We start from the raw sequence: 3,352 nt of genomic DNA on the forward strand, positions 1-3,352 counted from the left end.
GTTGTTGCCGATGGGTCAGAATCTACGCGCGTTGCCGGTGTCGGCAGCGTGGTCGGTGCGTCTTTCAGGGAGTTCGGTATGGGGTTGGACCGCAGAGCTTTTTTGGGTTCGTCGGCCGTGACGGGTGCGGCAGTGGCTTGGACGGGGGCGGCTGCGGCGCCGGCGGCCGCGGTGCCGTCGGCCCCGGGGTCGCGGCCGGGGCGGACGTACGCGTTCACGGTGATGGGGACGACGGACCTGCACGGGAACGTCTTCAACTGGGACTACTTCACGGACCGGGAGTTCGACGACAAGGCGCACAACGACGTGGGCCTGGCGAAGATCTCGACGCTGGTGGAGCAGGTGCGGGCGGAGAAGGGGCGGTGCAACACGCTGCTGATCGATGCCGGTGACACGATCCAGGGGACGCAGCTGTCGTACTACTACGCCAAGGTGGACCCGATCACCGCGCGGCGCGGTCCGGTGCATCCGATGGCGCAGGCGATGAACGCGATCGGGTACGACGCGGCGGCGCTGGGGAACCACGAGTTCAACTACGGCATCCCGGTGCTGCGGAAGTTCCAGGAGCAGTGCGACTTCCCGCTGCTCGGGGCGAACGCGGTGGATGCGCGGTCGCTGCAGCCGGCGTTCCCCCCGTACAGCATGCACCGGCTGCGGACTCCGCACGGGCGGGACGTGAAGGTGGCGGTCCTGGGCCTGACGAATCCGGGCATCGCGATCTGGGACAAGGCGCATGTGCAGGGGAAGATGGCGTTCCCGGGCCTGGAGGAGCAGGCGGCGAAGTATGTGCCGCGGCTGCGGTCGATGGGCGCCGACGTGGTGATCGTGTCGGCGCATTCGGGGTCGAGCGGCACGTCGTCGTACGGGGACCAGCTGCCGTACGTGGAGAACGCGGCGGGCCTGGTGGCGGAGCAGGTGCCGGGTATCGACGCGATCCTCGTCGGGCACGCGCACACCGAGATACCGGAGTACCGGGTGCGGAACAAGGCGACCGGCAGGGACGTGGTGCTGTCGGAGCCTTTGAAGTGGGGGCAGCGGCTGACGCTGTTCGACTTCGAGCTGTGCTGGGAGCGGGGCCGCTGGTCGGTGGCCTCGGTGTCGGCGCGGGTTCTGAACTCGAACACGGTGCCGGAGGACCCGGAAATCGTGCGTCTGCTGTCGGACGAGCACCGGAAGGTGGTGGAGTACGTCAACCAGGTGATCGGTACCTCTACGCAGGCGATGTCGTCGGCGGAGGGCCCGGTGAAGGACGTCCCGATCATCGACCTGATCAACCACGTGCAGGCGGAGACGGTGAAGGGCGCCCTCGCGGGCACGGAGTGGGCGGCGCTGCCGGTGCTGTCGCAGGCGTCCTGCTTCTCGCGGACGGCGGTGATCCCGGAGGGGAAGGTGACGCTGCGGGACGCGGCGGGGCTGTATCCCTTCGAGAACACGCTGGAGGCACGGGTCCTGACGGGTGCGCAGGTCAAGGACTACCTGGAGTACTCGGCCCGGTACTTCGCGCGGACGGCGCCGGATGCGGTGGTGGATCCGGCGAAGCTGACGAACGCGGAGGGGATTCCCGACTACAACTACGACGCGGTGTACGGGCTGGCGTACGACGTGGACATCGCGCAGCCGGTCGGTTCGCGGATCACGGGGTTGTCGTTCGAGGGCAAGCCGGTGGATCCGCAGGCGCGGTTCGTGCTGGCGGTGAACAACTACCGCGCGTCGGGCGGCGGGGCGTTCCCGCACGTGGCGGGGGCGAAGCAGGTGTGGGCGAACTCGGATGAGATCCGGAACACGATCATCTCGTGGGTGAAGGCGAAGGGGACGGTCGATCCGGCGGGCTTCGCGTCGGTGGGGTGGCGCCTGACGCGGGCGGGCGTGCCGGTGTTCTAGCAACCCCGCGGTGTGCCCGGTCGGTGCCTGCCCCGGGGCGGGCGCCGGACCGGGTGGGCGACCGGCTCGGGTCCGTCCCGTCAGGCGTCCTCGCGGTGCCGTTCGTACCGCCAGGCCGCTTCGAGGCAGTACAGCTCCTCCTCTTGGTGGCCGGGCCGCGGCGGGCCGAGGCGCTTCGCGGCGTCCACGCACCGCTCGTCGCGGTGGAGCGCGAGAGCCTGGACGGCTTCGAGCCGGACGCGGCGCTCCGGGTGGTCGAGGAGGGCCGCCGTCGCGTCACGCAATTCGGGGTCTCCGTTGGCGGTGTCGCCGGCGCTGCGGCAGGCCGCGATCCGCACGTCGGTGTCCGGGTCGCGCAGCAGCGTCAGGAGTCCGTCGCGGGCCGCGTCGGACAGGTGCCTGCCGTCCATGGACGTGCCGAGGCCTGCGGCGACCGCTCGCCGGACGCGGGGGTCCCGGTGGGCGAGGTGTGCCAGGAGGGCTGCTTCGGCACGCGGCCCCTGGTACGAGGAGAGGCCGTGCAGCACCTCTGCCAGGACGGCGGGGTCCGTCTCGTCGGCCGACCAGTCCGTGAGGGCGGCAACGGCGAGGACGCAGTACTGCTCCTCGTGCGCGTCGGCGAAGAGTTCGAACAGTCGAGTCAGTTCCGCACCGAACAGTCGGCGCTTCGGGTCCGTGTCGGCGCGCAGGGTCTCGGCGGCAGCCCATGCCTCCGGCTCGCGCCGGTGGGAGAGCAGGATCGCGGCTCGGCCCCACGCCGTGTGGCCCTCTTCGCGCTCCAGGGCGCGGGTGACGAGGTCCCCGCAGGAGGTGCGGATGCCGAGAAGCCTTTCCAACTCCGTCAGGATCGCGCCGTGGCCGTCCCGTACGGTCATTCCGTCGAGCGTGAGCTCGCCGACCTGGTAGTACCCCTCGTCGTCCTGCACGCGGGTGTATGCGGCATCGCCCGAGGAGCCGGTGCGGCGCCGCAGTTCGGCTTCGTGCCAGGTGCGCGCGAGATCCCGCAGCTCCCTCAGCTCGGACGTCGGGTACCGGTGCAGGATGCTGGTGGCGGTCAGGGCGTCGACGAGCGCGGGCGAGCCGAAGTCGACCGCCTCGCGGAGGGGCGGCAACCGGTCCGGGGCGATGTCGCCGGGTACGGCTCCGCGTCTGATCAGCAGGTCGGCGACGTCGGTGTGGCGGGCTTGGACGGCCGCGGCGAGGGCGGCGGTCGCGTCGTCGGGGCCCTCGTGGGGCAGATCGTGGCGTTCTTCCAGGAGCTGTTTCACGCGGAGCATGTCGCCCGCCCTCGCAGCGGCCGCCAAAGGGCCCTCCGCCGCGCCGCTCGCTTGTTCGTCCGCCTGCACGGCCGCTGCTCCCCCCGTGGTGTTTTCGCTGGTCAGTCTAGGTCTGTCCGCATGGCGTGCCCATGTGGTTTCGGGCCGGGGCCTGTGGGGGCGGGGGCTCCCGGCCGTGGGGCGCGGCTCAGGCG

Annotated in this window: 2 protein-coding genes; one reads left to right on the forward strand and one right to left on the reverse strand. The window is 71.1% G+C overall.

Annotation, left to right across the window (positions count from 1 at the left end):
- Positions 1–78: 78 nt before the first annotated feature.
- The gene (locus tag EF903_RS30510; protein WP_125548225.1) at positions 79–1,881 is read left to right on the forward strand and encodes a bifunctional UDP-sugar hydrolase/5'-nucleotidase; all 1,803 of its coding nucleotides are present in this window, start codon (positions 79–81) and stop codon (positions 1,879–1,881) included.
- A gap of 80 nt (positions 1,882–1,961) precedes the next feature.
- Here EF903_RS30510 and EF903_RS30515 read toward each other — a convergent pair whose 3' ends face one another.
- The gene (locus tag EF903_RS30515) at positions 1,962–3,158 is read right to left on the reverse strand and encodes a HEAT repeat domain-containing protein (protein WP_125548226.1); all 1,197 of its coding nucleotides are present in this window, start codon (positions 3,156–3,158) and stop codon (positions 1,962–1,964) included.
- Positions 3,159–3,352: the final 194 nt, after the last annotated feature.

This window comes from Streptomyces sp. WAC05292 (assembly GCF_003949955.1).
GTDB classification, from domain to species: domain Bacteria; phylum Actinomycetota; class Actinomycetes; order Streptomycetales; family Streptomycetaceae; genus Streptomyces; species Streptomyces globosus.

Excerpts from the sequence above, each read along its gene's own strand:
- EF903_RS30510 (WP_125548225.1), top strand. The coding sequence starts at position 79 with ATGGGGTTGGACCGCAGAGCTTTTTTGGGTTCGTCGGCCGTGACGGGT.
- EF903_RS30515 (WP_125548226.1), bottom strand. The coding sequence starts at position 3,158 with ATGCTCCGCGTGAAACAGCTCCTGGAAGAACGCCACGATCTGCCCCAC.